17 protein-coding genes are annotated in these 19,507 nt (G+C 44.8%); 8 read left to right on the top strand and 9 right to left on the bottom strand.

Annotation, left to right across the window (positions count from 1 at the left end; all coding sequences use genetic code 11):
- The 8 genes from QZ942_RS02960 to QZ942_RS02925 all read right to left on the bottom strand — a co-directional run.
- Window positions 1-119 (bottom strand): GTP-binding protein (locus QZ942_RS02960; protein WP_219817924.1); only part of this gene is annotated, 119 nt, incomplete at its 3' end.
- Window positions 120-150: 31 nt separating this feature from the next.
- Window positions 151-2,241, bottom strand: coding sequence for an elongation factor G (fusA, locus tag QZ942_RS02955; RefSeq protein ID WP_292993154.1), 2,091 nt, complete (start codon window positions 2,239-2,241; stop codon window positions 151-153).
- A 62-nt stretch (window positions 2,242-2,303) separates the two neighbouring features.
- Window positions 2,304-2,774, bottom strand: coding sequence for a 30S ribosomal protein S7 (gene rpsG, locus QZ942_RS02950; RefSeq protein ID WP_292993153.1), 471 nt, complete (start codon window positions 2,772-2,774; stop codon window positions 2,304-2,306).
- A gap of 68 nt (window positions 2,775-2,842) precedes the next feature.
- The gene (gene rpsL / locus QZ942_RS02945; protein ID WP_292993152.1) at window positions 2,843-3,220 is read right to left on the bottom strand and encodes a 30S ribosomal protein S12; all 378 of its coding nucleotides are present in this window, start codon (window positions 3,218-3,220) and stop codon (window positions 2,843-2,845) included.
- A gap of 266 nt (window positions 3,221-3,486) precedes the next feature.
- A complete protein-coding gene (locus tag QZ942_RS02940; RefSeq protein ID WP_292993151.1) occupies window positions 3,487-3,972 on the bottom strand; it encodes a YajQ family cyclic di-GMP-binding protein in 486 nt (161 codons plus the stop codon).
- A gap of 59 nt (window positions 3,973-4,031) precedes the next feature.
- Complete coding sequence (locus tag QZ942_RS02935) at window positions 4,032-5,252, bottom strand: argininosuccinate synthase (RefSeq protein WP_292993150.1); 1,221 nt, start codon at window positions 5,250-5,252, stop codon at window positions 4,032-4,034.
- Between the two features lie 63 nt (window positions 5,253-5,315).
- The gene (argF, locus tag QZ942_RS02930; RefSeq protein ID WP_292993149.1) at window positions 5,316-6,242 is read right to left on the bottom strand and encodes an ornithine carbamoyltransferase; all 927 of its coding nucleotides are present in this window, start codon (window positions 6,240-6,242) and stop codon (window positions 5,316-5,318) included.
- A 48-nt stretch (window positions 6,243-6,290) separates the two neighbouring features.
- Window positions 6,291-7,451 carry an aspartate aminotransferase family protein gene (locus tag QZ942_RS02925; protein WP_292993148.1) on the bottom strand — a complete coding sequence of 387 codons (1,161 nt, stop codon included), beginning with the start codon at window positions 7,449-7,451 and terminating at the stop codon, window positions 6,291-6,293.
- Window positions 7,452-7,758: 307 nt separating this feature from the next.
- Between QZ942_RS02925 and gyrA the strand changes: the two genes are divergently transcribed.
- The 7 genes from gyrA (at window position 7,759) to QZ942_RS02890 (ending at window position 16,910) form a co-directional block, all read left to right on the top strand.
- Window positions 7,759-10,329 (top strand): DNA gyrase subunit A, encoded by a 2,571-nt coding sequence (gyrA, locus tag QZ942_RS02920; RefSeq protein WP_292993147.1) that lies wholly within the window; start codon window positions 7,759-7,761, stop codon window positions 10,327-10,329.
- Window positions 10,330-10,386: 57 nt separating this feature from the next.
- Window positions 10,387-11,478, top strand: a complete 1,092-nt coding sequence (serC, locus tag QZ942_RS02915) for a 3-phosphoserine/phosphohydroxythreonine transaminase (protein WP_292993146.1) — start codon at window positions 10,387-10,389, stop codon at window positions 11,476-11,478.
- Window positions 11,471-12,667 carry a 3-phosphoglycerate dehydrogenase family protein gene (locus QZ942_RS02910; protein WP_292993145.1) on the top strand — a complete coding sequence of 399 codons (1,197 nt, stop codon included), beginning with the start codon at window positions 11,471-11,473 and terminating at the stop codon, window positions 12,665-12,667. The genes serC and QZ942_RS02910 overlap by 8 nt, the downstream gene beginning before the upstream one ends.
- A 47-nt stretch (window positions 12,668-12,714) precedes the next feature.
- Entirely contained in the window at window positions 12,715-13,785 is a 1,071-nt protein-coding gene (pheA, locus tag QZ942_RS02905; RefSeq protein WP_292993144.1) for a prephenate dehydratase, read from the top strand.
- An 84-nt stretch (window positions 13,786-13,869) separates the two neighbouring features.
- Entirely contained in the window at window positions 13,870-14,988 is a 1,119-nt protein-coding gene (gene hisC / locus QZ942_RS02900) for a histidinol-phosphate transaminase (protein ID WP_292993143.1), read from the top strand.
- Window positions 14,985-16,001 carry a 3-deoxy-7-phosphoheptulonate synthase gene (gene aroF / locus QZ942_RS02895; protein ID WP_292993142.1) on the top strand — a complete coding sequence of 339 codons (1,017 nt, stop codon included), beginning with the start codon at window positions 14,985-14,987 and terminating at the stop codon, window positions 15,999-16,001. Before hisC ends, aroF begins: the two co-directional genes overlap by 4 nt.
- Before the next feature lie 21 nt (window positions 16,002-16,022).
- Complete coding sequence (locus QZ942_RS02890) at window positions 16,023-16,910, top strand: prephenate dehydrogenase/arogenate dehydrogenase family protein (RefSeq protein WP_292993141.1); 888 nt, start codon at window positions 16,023-16,025, stop codon at window positions 16,908-16,910.
- Between the two features lie 32 nt (window positions 16,911-16,942).
- Here QZ942_RS02890 and QZ942_RS02885 read toward each other — a convergent pair whose 3' ends face one another.
- Window positions 16,943-17,638 carry a hypothetical protein gene (locus tag QZ942_RS02885; protein ID WP_292993140.1) on the bottom strand — a complete coding sequence of 232 codons (696 nt, stop codon included), beginning with the start codon at window positions 17,636-17,638 and terminating at the stop codon, window positions 16,943-16,945.
- A gap of 840 nt (window positions 17,639-18,478) precedes the next feature.
- Between QZ942_RS02885 and QZ942_RS02880 the strand changes: the two genes are divergently transcribed.
- Window positions 18,479-19,276, top strand: a complete 798-nt coding sequence (locus tag QZ942_RS02880) for a response regulator (protein WP_292993139.1) — start codon at window positions 18,479-18,481, stop codon at window positions 19,274-19,276.
- Window positions 19,277-19,507 lie beyond the last annotated feature (231 nt).

Below are 19,507 nucleotides of genomic sequence, written 5' to 3'. Positions count from 1 at the left end.
AATTTCTTCGTCAATATCGTCGTAATCGCCGCCGTCAGCGTCGTCTTTCCATGATCAACATGTCCTATCGTACCAACATTTACGTGTGGCTTCGACCGCTCAAATTTACTTTTTGCCATGACTCATTCCTTTACACTCTATTCAATTCAACTATTTCTTATTAATTATTGCTTCTGCCACATTCTTAGGAGCCTCAGAATAATGCTTAAACTCCATTGAATAAGTTGCTCTGCCTTGAGTAGCTGATCGCAATGCCGTAGAGTATCCAAACATTTCTGCTAACGGTACTTCAGCTCGAATTACCTTGAATCCTGGCACATCTTCCATTCCTTGAATCATGCCACGCCTTGATGATAAATCTCCGACAACATTCCCCATAAAATCTTCTGGTGATTCCACTTCAACCGCCATCATGGGCTCTAATAAAACTGGATTTGCCTTACGCATTCCATCTTTAAATGCTATTGAAGCAGCCATTTTAAATGCATTTTCATTAGAATCTACATCATGATATGAACCATCAAAAAGTGTAACCTTTACATCAACTACCGGATATCCAGCTAACACGCCGCTTGGCAGTGTTTCCAATAATCCCTTTTCAACTGCTGGTATATATTCCCGAGGTACTGAACCACCTTTTATTTGATCTATAAACTCAAAACCTTTTCCAGTTTCATTTGGTTCCATTCGCAACCATACATGGCCGTACTGTCCGCGCCCCCCTGATTGCTTAACAAATTTCCCTTCTATTTCAACTAGTTTTTTTATCGCTTCACGATATGCAACCTGAGGCGCCCCTACATTAGCTTCTACACCAAATTCTCTTTTCATACGATCGACAATGATTTCAAGGTGCAATTCACCCATACCAGAGATAATTGTCTGCCCTGATTCTTCATCACTTCGCACCCTGAACGAAGGGTCCTCCTGAGCTAATCTGTTGAGCGCAATCCCCATTTTCTCCTGATCTACTTTCGTCTTTGGCTCAACCGCCACATGAATGACTGGTTCTGGAAAATCCATTCTTTCCAGAGTGATTATTTTTTGTGGATCACACAAGGTATCTCCGGTAACGACATCTTTCAGACCAACAGCTGCCGCAATATCTCCAGCCCGGACTTCCTTGATTTCCTCACGCTGATTTGCGTGCATTTGAAGTATCCGGCCAATTCTTTCTTTTCTTCCTTTAACCGGGTTGTAGATTGTATCACCTGATACAACAACCCCAGAATAAACTCTGAAGAATATTAGCTGCCCTACATACGGATCGGTTGCAATCTTAAATGCCAATGCTGAAAAAGGCTCGTTATCATCGGCCGTTCTTTTATCCGGCTCACCACGCTCATTCTCACCTTGTATCGCCAAAACATCCGTAGGTGCCGGCATATAATCTATAACTGCATCCAACATAGCCTGCACACCTTTATTCTTAAAGGCTGTCCCACACATCATGGGTACTATTTCATTATTTATAGTGCGTGCCCGCAAGCCACTTTTAATATCTGCAGCTTCTAGCTCCCCATTTTCGAGGTATTTGTTCATTAATTCTTCATTTGCTTCTGCCGCTGTTTCCAGCATCTTTTCTCGCCATATCTGCGCTTCTGCTCTTAACTCTGAGGGTATATCACGCTCTTCATATTTTGTACCACGACTTTCCTCATCCCAATAAATGGCTTTCATCTTGACTAAATCGATAACACCTTCAAACTTATCTTCCGCACCTATCGGCAACTGTATCGGCACAGGCATCGCTTTAAGACGCGTTTTAATCTGTTCATACACGCGCATGAAATTGGCACCTGATCGATCCATCTTGTTCACAAACGCCAAGCGAGGAACTTTATATTTGTTTGCCTGCCTCCAAACCGTTTCGGTTTGCGGCTGCACCCCACCGACCGCACAAAATACCGTACACGCTCCATCAAGAACACGCAACGAGCGCTCAACCTCAATGGTAAAATCTACGTGACCTGGCGTATCGATGATATTGATACGGTGCTCTGGATAATTATCAGCCATTCCTTTCCAGAAACAAGTTGTGGCAGCTGAGGTAATTGTTATTCCCCTTTCTTGCTCTTGCTCCATCCAATCCATGGTAGCCGCGCCATCATGAACTTCGCCTATTTTATGCGATACGCCAGTATAAAACAGCACACGTTCGGTGGTCGTTGTCTTGCCAGCGTCGATATGCGCCATAATACCGATGTTTCTATAGCGCTCAATGGGTGTTTTTCTTGCCACAGTCAAATGCCTTACAATTAATTCAATTTGCGAATGATTTTAATATTTAAAATTTCTGTCAATTAAAACCTAAAATGAGAGAATGCTTTATTTGATTCCGCCATTCTATGCACCTCTTCTCGTTTCTTTACCGCTCCTCCGCGCCCTTCAGCTGCTTCCGTTAATTCACCGGCCAGTCTAGCATCCATTGATTTTTCGCTTCTTTTTCTGGCTGCATCTCTAAGCCATCTCATCGCCAAGGCATTGCGACGCACTGATCGCACTTCAACCGGCACCTGATAATTTGCCCCACCAACCCGTCGACTCTTAACTTCTACTATCGGGCGTACATTAGTCAGCGCTTGTGTAAAAACTTCTAATGGGTCACTGCCAGTTTTCTTTTCTATATGCTCTAACGCTCCGTAGATAATCCTTTCTGCTACTGACTTTTTACCACGGGTCATTAGAACATTAACAAATTTCGCTAATTCTACATTGTGATATTTTGGATCTGGCAATATCTCACGCTTTGGAACTTCTCTACGTCTTGGCATTATGCAACCCCATCACCTTTCGCAACATTTTTTCATCTATTAATAAAAACAGCGTCTGATTCTTACTTCTACGCAGTTTTTGGTTTTTTCGTACCATATTTTGATCGACTCTGCTTACGATCTTTCACGCCGGCTGTATCCAGACTACCTCTAACCGTATGATAGCGCACACCTGGCAAATCTTTTACACGACCACCACGGATCAACACAACCGAATGCTCTTGCAGGTTATGTCCTTCTCCACCAATGTAGCTTGATACTTCAAATCCGTTAGTTAATCGAACCCTTGCAACTTTACGCAAGGCTGAATTCGGTTTTTTTGGCGTTGTCGTGTATACCCTTGTGCAAACCCCTCTTTTTTGTGGGCTATTCTCTAATGCTGGAACGCTGCTTTTAACTCGCTTAGCTGTGCGTGGTCTTCGAACTAACTGACTAATTGTCGGCATTTCTATGTCCTAAAAAACTGGGACGGCTTTTAGCCGTCCACGTACTATTTGCTGATTTTATTTATTTACTAAGGCGCTAGCAATTAACAATTTGGCACCTTCATATCTCATACAAGATGCGGCAAAAAAGAGAGCGGATTCTATTGGGTTTATTGTTCCATGTCAAGACAAACATGGACAGTCATGGCCCATTTTGCTGATACAATTTTAATTTCTAAAACATGCCAATGATTTTCAATAGGTCCCATTCTGCATCATCTGTCTAATTAATCTCTAAAGTTCTGGAATTGCAGCGGAAAATTATCAATCGTTTTTTTTATTAATTGAATCGTTTCCTGTAGCACATCCTTTTTTGCTCCTGATACGCGTACTACATCCCCCTGAATACTCGCCTGAACTTTAAGCTTGCTATCCTTAATGTACTTAACAATCTTCTTAGCTAACTCTGTTTCAAGCCCTGTTTTAACTGTCACTACCTGTTTTACTTTATTGCCACTGATTTTCTCAATCTGCCCCTTGTCCAGACATCGCACATCCACATTCCGCTTTGTCAATTTAGCCATCAGAATATCGGATACTTGTTCCAGCTTAAATTCATCATCAGCAAACATTGTTAACTGATAATCGGCTTGCTCAACTCTCGCATCGGATCCTTTAAAATCAAATCGCGTGTTCACCTCTTTGTTTACTTGGTCCACTGCATTCCTGACTTCTTGCTTATCAACTTCTGAGACAATATCAAATGTTGGCATTTTATCTCTCTTAACTGAGACAATTGATTCGGATCTTTCACTGCGCTACCTGGTAGGTCTTAATTTTTATTCCTTTCAACTCCAGCTGCAATACGTAACCTTAAAGCATTTAGTTTTATGAATCCTGCTGCATCGCCTTGATTATAAGCACCCGCATCATCTTCAAAGGTCGCAATATTTGGATCAAATAATGAATCAGTACGGGAATCTCTACCTACTACAATGACATTCCCTTTATACAATTTCAATCTCACCCATCCATTTACTTTTCCCTGACTGTCATCAATCATAGTCTGTAACATTTTACGTTCCGGACTCCACCAATAGCCATTATAAATCAGGGCTGCATAGCGTGGCATCAAATCATCCTTTAGATGTGCCACTTCCCGATCCAGAGTTATCGATTCCATAGCACGATGCGCACGTAATAAAATTGTTCCGCCGGGCGTTTCATAGCACCCGCGAGACTTCATACCAACATATCGATTCTCAACCAAATCCAGTCTACCTATTCCGTGTTTTCCACCCAATTGGTTGAGCTTCTCTAGTACACTCGCTGGTGATAATTTATTGCCATTCAATGCGACAACATCACCCCGTTTAAACTCCATATCCAGATATTCAGGTTCATCTGGCGCCTTCTCGGGCGAGACACTCCAACGCCACATCGAATCTTCCGGCTCTGCCGCTGGGTCCTCAAGAATCCTGCCTTCGTACGAAATATGCAAAAGATTTGCGTCCATACTGTAGGGTGATCCAGCTTTCTTTTTCATTTCAACAGGAATGCCGTGCTGTTCAGCATAGAGAAGCAGCTTCTCTCTTGAAGTTAAATCCCACTCTCGCCAAGGCGCTATCACATGAATATCTGGCTGCAGTGCATAATACCCCAGTTCAAAACGTACCTGATCGTTCCCTTTTCCCGTTGCACCATGTGAAACCGCATCTGCCCCTGTTTCATTGGCAATTTCAATTTGCCTTTTTGCAATTAATGGGCGCGCTATGCTAGTGCCCAACAAATATTCCCCTTCATAAATCGTATTAGCTCGAAACATAGGAAATACAAAATCACGTACAAACTCTTCACGCAAATCATCTATATAAATTTCTTTGACACCGAGTTGTTTTGCCTTTGCTCGCGCTGGCTCAACCTCCTCCCCCTGCCCGATATCAGCAGTAAATGTCACAACTTCACATTGATAGGTATCCTGCAACCATTTCAAGATTACCGAAGTATCCAAACCTCCCGAGAAGGCCAAAACCACTTTATTAATTTTTTTCATTATGTTTCTTTATCTCGTACAGCTACGATTTAATACTTCAATAATTGATTTTAAAATACAAACTTAACTTCCAGCATCTAATTTACCCAACAGCAAATATTCCATCAGTGCTTTTTGCGTATGTAGCCTATTTTCTGCTTCGTCCCATACAACTGATTGCGGCCCATCCAAGACTTCGGTGCTGACTTCTTCACCGCGATGCGCCGGCAAACAATGCATAAATAATGCATTGCTTTTAGCCAAAGACATCATCTCCTCATCAACACAAAATTCAGCAAAATCATTTTTTCTTTGCTCAGCTTCTGATTCAAATCCCATACTGGTCCACACATCTGTAGTAACAAGATCCGCACCAATCACCGCTTTGTGGGGATTGGCAAATTTTTCATAATGTGTTGTACCGCTTAATCCTATTCGCTCAGGATTAATATCATAGCCAGGAGGCGTTGATACCTGCACTTTAAAATTAAAAATCTCAGCTGCCTGCAACCAGGTATTACACATGTTATTGGAATCACCAATCCACGCAATGGTTTTGCCTTCTATACTGCCTCTGTATTCAATGTAAGTAAAAATATCACTCATAATCTGACAAGGATGATATTCATCGGTTAAGCCATTGATTATCGGCACTCTTGAGTTCTCCGCAAAGCGCTTAATAATGTCATGCTCATAGGTACGAATCATTATCAGATCGACCATACGCGAAATCACCCGCGCAGCATCTTCTACTGGCTCCCCTCGTCCCAGTTGCGTATCCCGCGTTGACAAATAGATTGCTGCACCGCCTAATTGATGCATACCTGCTTCAAATGACAAGCGCGTACGTGTCGAATTTTTGTCAAATATCATCGCCAGCGTACGGTCACTCAAAGGCCAGTATTGCCGGTATTGCTTGAACTCCTGCTTTATCCAGCGAGTGCGCTCAAATAAATACTCGTATTCTTCACGGCAAAAATCATTGAATTGCAGAAAATGCTTTAATTGCATAACGAGATAAATAACTAATCAGAGATACATTACCTTAGGTAATCTGTTTTAGTTATTCAAAAACTCCTTTATTAACAAGCAAGTCATATCAACAACTTGCTCAGCTTCACCTTGCTGCATCACAAACGCAGGCAACAAACGTATCACTTTATCGGATGTTACATTGATTAATAACTTCTTCTCTAGCGCCTTCTTTACCAGTTCGCCACAAGGTACCGAAAGCTCTATGCCAACAATCAAACCCTGGCCTCTGACTTGCACAACTCCCGTGACATCTGCCAATTGTCTTTTCAGCTTATCACGCATGAAGTCGCCCAATTTTGTCACATGATCGAGAAGATTTTCATCGGCAATCACACTTAGTGTTTCAATCGCAGCAGCACAAGCCAGTGGATTACCGCCAAAGGTGGACGCATGATTACCCGGTTTGAATACTTCTGCAGCCATGCCTTTTGCTAAGCAAGCACCAATCGCGACCCCCCCCCCCAGGCCTTTAGCCAGGGTTATAACATCCGGCATAATGTTACTATGTTGAAACGCAAACCATTCTCCACTCCGCCCGATCCCTGACTGCACTTCATCCAGCATCAGAAGCCAGCCATATTGGTTACACAAACTCCGTAACTCCTGTAGATAATGCGCTTCAGGAATATTAACACCGCCTTCACCCTGAAAAGGTTCTACCAGTACCGCAACGACATCTTTATTATTCACAGCAACCTGTGTAATCGCTTCCATACTGTTATAAGGAACGCGCACAAAACCAGACAATAAAGGTTCAAACCCAGCCTGTACCTTGCGATTCCCGCTCGCCGTCAAGGTTGCCATCGTGCGGCCATGAAATGAACGTTCCATAACAACAATAGTTGGGATTGAAATCCCCTTATTATGCCCATGCAAACGGGCTAGTTTTATGGCTGCTTCGTTGGCTTCCGCACCGGAATTACAGAAAAATGCATTATCCATTCCTGATAACTCGATCAAACGATCCGCCAAGCGTTCCTGCTTTTCGATATGATAAAGATTAGATGTATGAATCAGCGTTCTGGCCTGTTCACATATTGCTTGAGTTAATCTTGGATGGCAATGCCCCAGTCCACACACAGCGACACCAGCCAATGCATCCAGATACCGCTCACCTTGGTCATCCCACAACCAAATCCCTTCGCCTTTGACAAAGGTAACGGGTAGCCGTGAGTAGGTATTCATTAAATTAGGCACAACATTACACTCGCATTTCAGATGGAAAATTCAATTAAGCGCCCTACCCTACCTGCTAAGGAAAAGTTAGAAAAGCTATTATGTTTACCTATTTACTCTGCTTTTTCAAGCTTTTTTTCTTTAATGCTTTTTTTCTTTAAAGATCTACTTATTATCGCGACTTTTATACGTCAAAGTTACCTGAGAAAGGATGACAGCATGTTAGAATGGGCGGATTTATAAATTTCTTATACTTAATTTTAAGAAGATACACCTCTGCATCATAACCCGTTGTTTCTCAGAAAAATCATAAGATATGAATCAATTTGCTAAGGAAACTTTGCCCATCAGCCTTGAAGAAGAGATGCGGCGTTCCTATCTTGATTACGCCATGAGCGTCATTGTCGGCCGCGCCCTGCCAGACGTACGTGATGGTTTAAAACCGGTACATCGGCGCGTATTGTTCGCCATGCACGAACTCTCTAACGACTGGAACAAGCCTTACAAAAAATCTGCACGTATTGTGGGCGATGTGATCGGTAAATACCATCCTCACGGCGATACTGCAGTATATGACACGATTGTCCGCATGGCACAAGACTTTTCCTTGCGTTACATGTTAATTGACGGACAAGGTAACTTTGGCTCGGTGGATGGCGATAATGCCGCAGCGATGCGCTACACTGAAATCCGCATGTCGCGGATTGCCCATGAATTGCTTATTGATCTTGACAAAGAAACAGTGGATTTTGGTCCCAATTATGACGATTCTGAGAAAGAACCACTGATACTGCCCGCCAAAATTCCCAATCTGCTGATCAACGGCTCTTCAGGCATTGCCGTAGGCATGGCGACCAACATTCCGCCGCACAATCTGAATGAAGTTATAGAAGCCTGCCTCGCTCTACTCAGAAATCCCGATATCAGTATTGAAGAACTTATTGAATATATTCCGGCTCCGGATTTTCCAACGGCCGGTATTATTTATGGTGTCGCTGGTGTAAAAGACGGTTACCGCACAGGCCGAGGCCGTGTTGTCATGCGTGCCCGCACTCATTTTGAAGACATGGAAAAAGGCAGCCGCCAATGCATCGTCGTCGATGAGCTGCCCTATCAGGTTAATAAAGCTAATTTACTAATCCGTATTGGAGAGTTGGTTCGCGACAAGAAAATTGAAGGCATTTCTGATTTACGCGATGAATCGGATAAATCAGGCATGCGTGTCGTGATTGAACTGAGGCGTGGCGAGGTACCTGAAGTCATACTGAATAACTTGTATAAAGAAACACAGATGCAAGATACCTTCGGCATGAACATGGTGGCACTCTTGGATGGCCAGCCACGCCTGCTGAATTTAAAGCAAATACTGGATGCCTTCCTGCGCCATCGCCGTGAAGTTGTCACGCGACGCACTGTTTTCGAACTGAAGAAAGCGCGTGAACGCGGGCATTTATTGGAAGGTCTGGCAGTTGCTTTATCTAATGTCGATGAAATCATCGCGCTGATAAAAGCTGCGCCAACACCATCTGTCGCTAAAGAAGCAATCATGGCAAAAGTTTGGCGTTCTCAATTGGTTGAGGAAATGCTGGCGCGCGCCATGGCAGATGCCGACGCTCTACGCCCGGATGGGCTAGGTGAAGAATTTGGTTTAAAGGCTCAAGATTACCGTTTATCGGACGCACAAGCGCAAGCAATTCTGGAACTACGATTGCAACGCCTAACCGGCTTGGAACAAGAAAAAATCGTCGAAGAATACAAGGAAGTCATAGAAAAAATTATTGATTATCTTAATACTCTGGCCAACCCAGAACGCATTACCAGCATCATCACTGAAGAACTGGATGCAATCAAACTGCAATTTGGTGACAAACGCCGCAGTGAAATTATTGTCGATACGCAAGATTTGAGTATGGAAGATTTGATTACACCCGCCGATGTCGTCGTTACACTGTCGCACAGCGGTTATATTAAATCTCAATTACTCGATGAATATCGCGCACAAAAACGTGGCGGACGCGGCAAGCTGGCAACGAGCACCAAAGAAGATGATTTCATAGACAAGCTGTTCATCGCTAACACCCATGACTATATTCTGTGCTTCTCAAGCCTGGGCCGTGTGTACTGGATCAAAGTCTATGAAGTGCCGCAAGGGGGCCGGCTATCCCGCGGCAAACCAATCATTAATTTGGTTCAACTGGAAGAAGGTGAAAAAATTAACGCGATTCTTCCCGTTAAAGCTTTCGATGAAACCCGCTATATTTTTATGGCAACTTCTTTTGGGACCGTCAAGAAAACACCCCTATCAGAATTTTCCCGCCCACGGCACAATGGCATTATCGCCATCGGACTGGATGAAGGCGATTATTTGATTGGTGTTGAGCTGACTGAAGGAAAACACGATGTCATGCTGTTCTCAGACAACGGCAAAGCCATGCGTTTCAGTGAAAATGATGTACGTCCGGTGGGTCGAACCGCCCGCGGTGTGCGTGGCATGAAACTCCGTGCCGGACAAAAAGTAATTTCCTTGCTGGTCGCTGAAAATGAAGAACTCACTGTATTAACGGCGACTGAAAATGGTTATGGCAAGCGTACGCCAATCAGCGAATACACACGTCATAACCGCGGCACGCAAGGCATGATTGCGATCAAAACCAGTGAACGTAACGGCAAAGTTGTCACAGCAAAACTGGTAAAACCGGATGATGAAATCATGCTGATCACTTCCGGCGGTGTACTCATCCGCACCCGTGTCAATGAAGTGCGGGAAATGAGCCGTGCCACACAAGGCGTTACCTTAATTAACCTCGATGCAGGCGAAAAACTCGCTGGCCTGGAAAGAGTGGTAGAAAGCGAAGACAACGATAGTGACAGTGAGAATAATGACTAAAGTCAAACAAACTGCCTACCCCCTCGGCACGAAAGAATAATTACCCGAAAAAATTCGATGGATAAAATTTATAATTTCAGTGCAGGACCCGCGGTTCTACCTAGGGAAGTTCTGCAGCAAGCACGTGATGAAATGCTAGATTGGCATGGCAGTGGCATGTCCGTCATGGAAATGAGCCATCGCGGCAAGGAATTTATGGCCATTGCTAAGCAAACTGAAGGCGATTTACGCGAACTGGTTGGAATACCGCAAAACTACAAAGTCTTATTTCTGCAAGGCGGCGCCTCCAGCCAGTTTTCCATGGTGCCGATGAATCTGCTGCGCGGCAAAAAGAAAGCGGACTATATCAATACCGGTCAGTGGTCGACAAAAGCGATAGAGGAAGCCAACCGGTATTGCGCGGTCAATGTCGCCGCTTCATCAGAAGATGCCAATTTTACCTATGTCCCCACACAAGACAATTGGCACCTAGATCCAGAGGCAGCCTATGTTCATTACACCAGCAATGAAACTATCGGCGGCGTCGAGTTTAACTGGATCCCGGAAATTGCTCCGGAAAGCAGTATTCCACTGGTAGCCGACATGTCATCCAATATCTTGTCACGGCCTTTAGATGTCACACGTTTTGGATTGATCTACGCAGGCGCACAGAAAAACCTGGGGCCTGCTGGACTGACTCTCGCCATTGTGCGCGAAGATTTACTGGGCATGCCGATAGCAGGCACGCCGACGCTTTACGATTACCAGATTCATGCTAAAAATGATTCGATGTACAACACGCCGCCGACTTATGCCATGTACATTACCGGACTGGTATTCGCGTGGCTGAAAAAACAAGGCGGATTAGCGGCGATGGAAAAAATCAATATCACCAAAGCCAATCTGTTGTACGACTTGCTGGATAACACCGAATTTTATCATTGTCCGGTGACCAAATCCGATCGCTCACGTATGAACGTGCCCTTCACGTTAAAAAACCCTGGACTGGATGACACGTTCCTCAAGCAGGCCGAAATCAATGGCTTGATCCAACTTAAGGGGCATCGCTCAGTAGGGGGCATGCGCGCTTCGATATATAATGCCATGCCGATAGAAGGTGTGGCAAAATTGGCAGCATTTATGAAGGAGTTTGCCAGCCAGCATGCTTGAAAATCAAGATAGAGTCTTTAAGATTCTTACCATTAATCAGATTTCTCCCCTCGGCCTCGGTCGCTTTCCTGCAGATTACTATCAGGTAGGTAATGATATCGCTGAGCCGGATGCCATTCTGGTACGTTCGCAAAATATGCTGAACTGGAAAATTCCCAGCAGTGTCAAGGCTATCGGACGGGCGGGCGCCGGTACCAATAACATTCCTGTGCCGGATATGAATGCCCGTGGCATTCCAGTATTCAACACACCGGGAGCCAATGCCAATGCAGTCAAAGAACTGGTTTTGGCTGGCATGTTTTTAGCCGCACGTAATTTAATTCCTGCATTGCAGTTTGCAGAAAACTTGCAAGGTGATGATGCGGCACTAAACAAGCAGGCGGAAAGTGAGAAGAAACGCTTTTCCGGCATCGAATTACCGGGCCGCACATTGGGCATTATTGGCTTGGGTGAAATTGGCCGGTTGGTAGCTAATGTGGCGATTAAACTGGGGATGAAGGTCATCGGATATGATCCCAAGATTACAGTCGATTCGGCCTGGAGCCTATCCGCAGAAGTAAAAAAGGCACACAGCATGGGAGACTTGCTCCGTCATAGCGAATTTGTCACCGTGCATATTCCGTTGCTGGATTCTACGCGTCACCTGATTGATGAGAAACATGTAAAAATGATGAATCCGAACGTCATTCTGCTGAATTTCTCGCGCGGCGCAATCGTCGATGAAGAGGCTATTTTAGCGGGCATCGCCGCTAACAAAATAAAATATTATGTCTGTGATTTTCCCAGTCAAAAATTGCAGCACCAGAAAGCAGTGATCACCTTGCCACATCTCGGTGCCTCGACACTGGAAGCGGAAGAAAATTGTGCCATCATGGTGGTCAATCAGCTCATGGATCATCTGCAAAATGGCAGCATCACGAACACGGTCAATTTTCCTGATATCTACATGGAACGGGAATCCCCTTACCGGGTCGCAGTGGCAAATGCCAATGTACCCAACATTCTGGGTCAGATCTCCACCAGTATGGCCAAGGCCGGATTGAATATCCATAACATGATCAACAAATCACGTGGCGAAATGGCTTATACACTGGTCGATGTAGACAGTCCGGTACCGCAGCATGTCGTGAATGAAATTGCCGGGATCACTGGTGTATTAATGGCACGCTACCTGCCACTTCCCAGATAAAGTCTGAACTTTGATGAATTATCATTAAGCCAATATTTTCACCACCCATGTCTGAACAACTCAAACAACTACGCGATCAGATTGACGCCATTGACGACGAATTACTCCAGTTGGTAAGCAAACGCGCTGGACTTGCGCAGCAGATCGGTAAGATAAAAAAAAGCGGTATCGTCTATCGTCCTGAACGCGAAGCGCAAATATTGACACGCATCCAGGAACAAAATCCCGGCCCCATCAGCATCACACACATCAAACAGTTATTTACTGAAATCATGTCACTGTGCCGCGCCCTGGAAAAACCCATGAGTGTGGCTTACCTGGGCCCCAATGGTACTTTTTCTGAAGATGCAGCATTAAAACGTTTTGGCAGCGCCATCACAACGATAGCCTGTGATTCGATCGACGACGTGTTTCGCAACGTGGAATCTGACACGGCCAATTATGGTGTCGTCCCGGTAGAAAATTCAACTGAAGGTGCGGTTGGCAGAACCATGGATTTGCTGCTACAAACGCCATTAACCATCTGTGGTGAACTTCAGTTGCCCGTTCATCAGTTTCTGATGGCGCAGCAAACAGAATTATCACAAATCAACAAAATTTACTCGCACCCGCAATCGTTGGCGCAATGCCATCACTGGTTAAAAACCAACTTACCACACGTCTCTCATTCTGCATTTATCAATACCGCTAGCAATGCCGATGCAGCCCGGCAGGCAGCGGCTGACAAGCAAGCAGCAGCGGTGGCAAGCAAAAGAGCGGCAGAGCTATTTGGACTCGATATCTGCGCGGAAAACATCGAGGATGATCCGAAAAATACCACGCGCTTTCTGGTCATCGGCAAACAAATTGTGGACATCTCCGGAAAGGATAAGACCTCATTGATCCTATCGACCAATAATCGCTCCGGGGCTATCTATAAATTACTGGAACCGTTGGCACAGCATGGCGTGAGCATGAGCCGCCTGGAATCCCGCCCATCACGCACCGGCCTCTGGCAGTATGTATTTTTTATTGATATTGAGGGGCACCAACAAGATGAAAATGTAGCAGCCGCATTGACTGAATTACGTGAAAAAGCGGCTTTCCTAAAAATCCTGGGATCTTATCCGGCCACATAGCTGTCCGTTGTCTCTGAATAGTCATCCGATCAAACTTATTAAACGCTGTATATTCTTTTCTCAATCGCTAACAAATTTAATTTTATGAATCTTTGTGACTTTGCTCCAGAATATATCCGCTCCATTCAGCCTTATCAACCCGGCAAACCTATCTCTGAGCTAGCACGGGAAATGAAGCTGGATGAGTCGTGTGTCATCAAACTGGCGTCCAATGAAAATCCGCTGGGAACCAGTCCGCTCGCACTGGATGCCATGATTAATGCATTGCATGATGTCGCACTCTATCCAGACGGCAGTGGTTATGAATTGAAAGCCGCATTGTCCAAGCGTTATACTGTGACCCCAGAGCAAATCATATTAGGCAATGGCTCCAATGATATTTTGGATCTCGCCGCGCGCGTATTCCTTAAACCCGGCGCTGCTGCGGTGTATTCACAACATGCTTTCGCGGTTTATCCATTGGTAGTACAAATGATTGGCGCCAATGGCATATCGGTACCCGCTCTGGATTATGGCCATGACCTGCCCGCCATGCTGGACGCCATCACGCCGGAAACACGTATCGTATTTATTGCCAGCCCCAACAATCCCACCGGCACATTATCCAACGCAGATGATTTACTACGATTTATGGAACGCGTATCCCGAGATGTACTGGTCGTTATGGATGAAGCGTATAACGAATATTTGCCCGAAGCCAACAAGCCGGACAGCATCAAATGGCTGAAACAATTTTCCAATTTGCTGATCACACGAACCTTTTCCAAGATTTATGGCCTCGCCGGTGTGCGCGTCGGATATGGACTGACACATCCCGACGTGGCTAACCTGATGAATCGCGTACGCCAGCCGTTCAATGTCAGTAGCATCGGTCTCGTTGGTGCACTGGCCGCGCTGCATGATGCCGAATTTGTACAAAAATCGTATGCCCTAAACCGCGCAGGCATGTTACAACTCACCGAAGGATTCCGGAAATTAAACATTGAAACTATTCCTTCGTATGGAAATTTCATCAGTTTTCGCGTTAAAGGCGATGCGACCAACACGCCGAAAGTCTATCAGAGCCTTTTGCAACAAGGCATCATTGTGCGCCCTCTGGGAATTTACGAAATGCCACACCACCTTCGGGTTACAGTTGGATTAGAATCCGAAAATAAACGATTCCTGGAATCACTTGAGTATGCAATGGGAGAATTAGCGTGATTATCGTCATGAATAAAGATGTTACCGAGGAACAAATCGGTGCAGTTGTGCAAAAAATCCAAGACTTGGGTTACGAAGTCAATATTTCACGCGGCACCAACCGCACAGTCATCGGTGCCATCGGTGATGAAAGCAAACTTGATCCGGAATCATTTGATTCCATGCCAGGTGTTGAATACTCCATGCATATCGTCAAGCAATACAAAATTGTTTCGCGCGAATCGCACAAACAAGACTCGATCATCGATGTACGCGGTATCCCGATTGGCGGCAAACAAATACAGGTAATCGGCGGACCTTGTTCGGTAGAAACACAAGAACAAATGGATCTGTCCGCACAGCAAGTCGCGGCAGCCGGTTGCCGTCTGATGCGCGGTGGTGCTTTCAAACCCCGCACCAGTCCGTACACTTTCCAAGGTAAAGGCGTCGATGGTCTGGCCATATTCCGTCAGGCAGCCGACAAATATAACCTGCCGATTGTCACCGAACTGATGGATGTGCGCATGCTCGATACCTTTCTCGAACATGATGTCGATGTCATACAGATCGGTACGCGCAACATGCAGAATTTTGACCTGCTGAAAGAAGTCGGTCGTATCAACAAACCGGTCATTTTGAAACGCGGCTTATCCGCCACTATTTCCGAATGGCTCATGGCGGCTGAATATATCGCAGCAGGTGGTAACCATAATATTATTTTCTGCGAACGCGGCATTCGTACGTTTGAAACCGCCTACCGCAATGTCATGGATGTCACTTGCGTGCCGGTTCTCAAACGCGAAACCCATCTGCCGGTTATCATTGATCCTTCGCATGCCGGCGGCAAAGCTTGGATGGTACCGGCATTAGCACGCGCAGCGATTGCAGCCGGTGCGGATGGATTATTGGTGGAAATGCATCCGAATCCGTGCGAAGCTTGGTGCGATGCCGATCAAGCGCTGAATCCACAGGAACTGAAGGATCTGATGGGAACATTAAGAGGTATCGCAGAAGTCATCGGACGCACCCTATAACGCGAAACGCTGGTTAAACTCATGACAAATACGGCGATGCTCAACAAACTGGTCATCATCGGTGTCGGCTTGATCGGCGGATCATTTGCTCTGGCGCTACGCAATGCCGGTTTGGTCAAGCATATCGTTGGGGTCGGACGCAGCAAGCAAAATATGCAATGTGCTGTAGCGTGTGGTGTCATTGATGAAATAGCCGCCGATATGGCTTCTGCTTTGTATCAAGCGGACCTGGTGTTCCTCGCCATGCCGGTAGGCCAGACCGCCCACATCATGGAGAGAATCGCCCCGCACCTGCAAGCCAACACGATCATCACCGACGCCGGTAGCACCAAGCAGGATGTCATCGCCGCAGCACGCCACCATCTCCCGATGCAAAACCGGCACCACTTCGTGCCCGGCCATCCCATCGCCGGTACGGAACAAAGTGGCGCACAAGCTGCACAAGCGGATTTGTACCGCAACAAACACGTCATCCTAACCCCACTGCCGGAAACCAGCATGGACGCTGTCGAGCGAGTCAGCGAATTATGGCAAGCCTGCGGCGCGCAAGTCTCACTGATGCCAGCCAATGAGCACGACCAAGTGCTCGCTGCCACCAGCCATTTGCCGCATATCCTGGCATTCACCATGATGAATCACCTTCATCACAGCACCAGCGATCCCGAAAACCTGCTCCGCTTTGCCGGCAGCGGCTTCCGTGACTTCACCCGCATCGCCAGCAGCTCCCCGGAAATGTGGCGTGATATCTGTTTGGCGAACCGTGAGGCACTGCTTGAGCAAATTGATGCGTATCAGAATGAGCTGAATGGCTTGCGGGAGATGTTAAAAAATAATGACAGCGATGGGCTAGAACAAGCTTTTTCTCAAGCCCGAAGTATTAGGGAAATTTGGTTGAAGAGTAGGATGTAAAAATGCAACAAAAAAATATCTAATTAAGAAGATTAACCACATGAAAGTGCAGCCCATCCTTTATAATTCTCATTACCTTGCTTATACTCAATAACTCTTTTTTCATCTCTTAATCCCATAACAGCCATTGGTGAATCTATGAAACATTGCTTAAAAATTGTCTTCCCTTCATAAGTCTCAACCAAGAAATCTAATCTTAGCTTGGATGATAGTACTAATAACTTAATAAAATCTTCTATCGCAATGAAATTGGCGAACTTATCTTTTCCTACACGATGAAAAGGTATGAATTCTGTTTCATGTTTATGAACCGTACCTGCTTTTAGAGCAACAGGGCTAGCATCGCCCTTATTATCTATAATCAGTTTTTTTCCTTCGCTACGGATTTCAATTCGATTCTTAGCAGACAATAATGTTATTTCTTTATTATCCAAAAAAACAGTTACTTGCTCTGGCTTAATGAAATCGTTATATTCAGAATTTCCTTTATAAATATATGTGAAAGGAGTAGCAAGCCTGAGATATTCTTCCCCATTAGCGGAAGTAGCTGAATATAAACTTATTGTACCAATGTTATCAAGAACAATCTCTGGTTCATGAAAATGACTAAAAATCTCTACAAAAAATGATCCTGCTATTGGAATAAGTGAAACAAGAAACACAGCAATTGTGAGAATATTAGCCTTTTTATCTACCTCAATTTCTATCCCAAAAATCCTGATACTCATACTCATACCTCATTATTATTGCTCCAGCACTTTTTATTCATGAATCGTCGTTCTAATCTCAGTACTTATCTTGCGTGAAGAATCCGTGTTCAAGAATTAATCGTGCCGGAGAAATAAAAATTTACCGTGTCCCCTGCGTTGTAGAAGGGGATGGACCATCTGGATCAGCTGATGCTTGAGCATCATTTACAAATGACAAATTTGGAACAAGTACTAGACAGATTAAATATAAATATGCAAATACCTTTTTCATCTTCTCCTCCACTTAAATTAAAGAATAATTAAGTAATGAAGCATAAATGCCCTCATTAGTTGAAATTTTACATCCTAAATTTGAAGCGAGCTACTTTTACCCACTTTTAACCGATTCGCTGTCATCAGGATTTGCAATTTTCAGACACATCTACAAAAACACTTACTACCCAAGATTCCAATCTTGGAATTTCACAATGGAATTAAGGTGATAAGCTAGCAACATATAAAGTACCATTAAGCAAAGCTTATTGCATCAGACTTCTCAATCATTTTCATTTTGTAACATAAAAATTGCACTGTACTTTTTCGTTAACGGAACAGCAGTAATTTTCTGGTAGGAATTGACAATTGAATCGAAATACCTCGTCAGCAACAACTTAGTTGTTTGATTCAACATCAATAAAGTCAAAGAGATTCGTTCCAAATCTTATCAATTTTAGTCATTCTCAACTGAATAAGTTTGATCAGCAATCTTCCCTCTATAAATTTTTGAACAGTTCATGTCGTTGATGTCACATCATTTGACATAGCGTGATCGAATAAAAGAATTCTCTTGGTAGAGAAAAAATTTAGAGGACTGACATTATGGTGCAACTACAAAACAAACTCCGCATTCTCATCGTGGACGATTCCATTTCCATTCGCAGCGTTCTGCGCGCGTTACTCAATAACGATGACTATGAGGTCGTAGGGGAACTTGGCAATGGGGTAAAACTTCTCGCCACCATCGCCAAGCTCAATCCGCACATCATTTGTCTTGATTACAATTTGCCTGATACCGATGGTCTTTCGCTTCTGAATAAGATTCAAGCGACGTATCCACACATCGCTGTGGTTATGATCACCGGCAGCAATAATCTCGAGCTGGAGCATATCGCAGCCGAAGCGGGTACTGCCGGTTTTATCTACAAACCCTTTTCGCAAGAACAAATTATTCAGGTGCTGCAAAAAGTTGCACACGCGCAGCGGCTGTTAATGATTGCAGGCAGAAAAAATAATCCTTTCGAGGATAAACCTTATCGCGCCAGGGCAGTGATTGCCGATGACAGCGTGACACTGCGCCGACTGTTGACGGCAATTCTGACGCACATGGGGGTTGAAGTGGTCGGCGAAGCGTATGATGGCAAGCAAGCCGCCGAACTGGTGTCAGAACACAAGCCAGATATTGCATGCCTAGATTTCGAAATGCCGGTGATGAATGGTTTAGAAGCATTGAAAATCATACACAATCAGAATGCTTCAACTAAGGTCGTCATGATTACCGCTTTAGCCAGCCGTGAATTATTTATTCGGGCAACAAACGCCGGAGCGAAGGGATACATCATCAAACCATTTCATCCGGATAAAGTAACAGAAAATATTTCACGAATACTTGCGGGCTAACATCAGATTTAAATACCCAATACCAATAGGTACCTATTAACCCCATCTTATAACGCTATTATTCCTATAAAAACACACGGATCTCAGTAGTTACAGAAAAATCCAAATGAGCGTAGTAATCGGCCTTCGGTCGCAATGCGTTTGAAAGAAACACGATGCGGCGAGACATGAGGTAAAGTGGAATACCGCGACGGCGAAGACCGAGCAGTCACTGGAGCGTCCCTGCCCGTA

This window comes from Nitrosomonas sp., assembly GCF_021731985.1.
Lineage (GTDB): Bacteria > Pseudomonadota > Gammaproteobacteria > Burkholderiales > Nitrosomonadaceae > Nitrosomonas.
This window is presented reverse-complemented; position numbering and strand designations above follow the sequence as displayed.

Bases quoted from the DNA above. Each gene is read 5' to 3' on its own strand.
- rpsG (WP_292993153.1), bottom strand. From the start codon at position 2,774: ATGCCAAGACGTAGAGAAGTTCCAAAGCGTGAGATATTGCCAGATCCA.
- rpsL (WP_292993152.1), bottom strand. From the start codon at position 3,220: ATGCCGACAATTAGTCAGTTAGTTCGAAGACCACGCACAGCTAAGCGA.
- QZ942_RS02940 (WP_292993151.1), bottom strand. From the start codon at position 3,972: ATGCCAACATTTGATATTGTCTCAGAAGTTGATAAGCAAGAAGTCAGG.
- QZ942_RS02935 (WP_292993150.1), bottom strand. From the start codon at position 5,252: ATGAAAAAAATTAATAAAGTGGTTTTGGCCTTCTCGGGAGGTTTGGAT.
- argF (WP_292993149.1), bottom strand. From the start codon at position 6,242: ATGCAATTAAAGCATTTTCTGCAATTCAATGATTTTTGCCGTGAAGAA.
- QZ942_RS02925 (WP_292993148.1), bottom strand. From the start codon at position 7,451: ATGAATACCTACTCACGGCTACCCGTTACCTTTGTCAAAGGCGAAGGG.
- gyrA (WP_292993147.1), top strand. From the start codon at position 7,759: ATGAATCAATTTGCTAAGGAAACTTTGCCCATCAGCCTTGAAGAAGAG.
- serC (WP_292993146.1), top strand. From the start codon at position 10,387: ATGGATAAAATTTATAATTTCAGTGCAGGACCCGCGGTTCTACCTAGG.
- QZ942_RS02910 (WP_292993145.1), top strand. From the start codon at position 11,471: ATGCTTGAAAATCAAGATAGAGTCTTTAAGATTCTTACCATTAATCAG.
- pheA (WP_292993144.1), top strand. From the start codon at position 12,715: ATGTCTGAACAACTCAAACAACTACGCGATCAGATTGACGCCATTGAC.
- hisC (WP_292993143.1), top strand. From the start codon at position 13,870: ATGAATCTTTGTGACTTTGCTCCAGAATATATCCGCTCCATTCAGCCT.
- QZ942_RS02890 (WP_292993141.1), top strand. From the start codon at position 16,023: ATGACAAATACGGCGATGCTCAACAAACTGGTCATCATCGGTGTCGGC.
- QZ942_RS02885 (WP_292993140.1), bottom strand. From the start codon at position 17,638: ATGAGTATCAGGATTTTTGGGATAGAAATTGAGGTAGATAAAAAGGCT.
- QZ942_RS02880 (WP_292993139.1), top strand. From the start codon at position 18,479: ATGGTGCAACTACAAAACAAACTCCGCATTCTCATCGTGGACGATTCC.